Raw genomic sequence first — 260 nt, 5'->3', positions numbered from 1 at the left:
GCATCGCCTGCTGTGAAGCTGCCCACAACCGCACCGCTAACAGTCTGGTCAACGCCTGCTTCTGCTGCGTTAACGATGTTATCGCCTGCAATCGGGTTGATCACGACTACTGGTGTAGTGATGTCAACGGTATAGCTGGCATCTGCGGTTACTGTACCGGTGTTACCTGCGGCATCGGTTGCAGTAATGCTGACATTGATGGTCTTGTCGGCATCAAGGACTAACTGTCCGCCATCAACCGTTACGCTCCATACCCCACC

General features: G+C 54.2%; 1 pseudogene. It reads right to left on the bottom strand.

Features of this window, described 5'->3' with window-relative positions:
- Nucleotides 1-260, bottom strand: a pseudogene (locus OC23_RS19130) (hypothetical protein); the annotation flags it as partial.

Origin of the sequence: Acinetobacter sp. A47 (assembly GCF_000805455.1) — a bacterium.
Classification (GTDB): domain Bacteria; phylum Pseudomonadota; class Gammaproteobacteria; order Pseudomonadales; family Moraxellaceae; genus Acinetobacter.
This window is presented reverse-complemented; position numbering and strand designations above follow the sequence as displayed.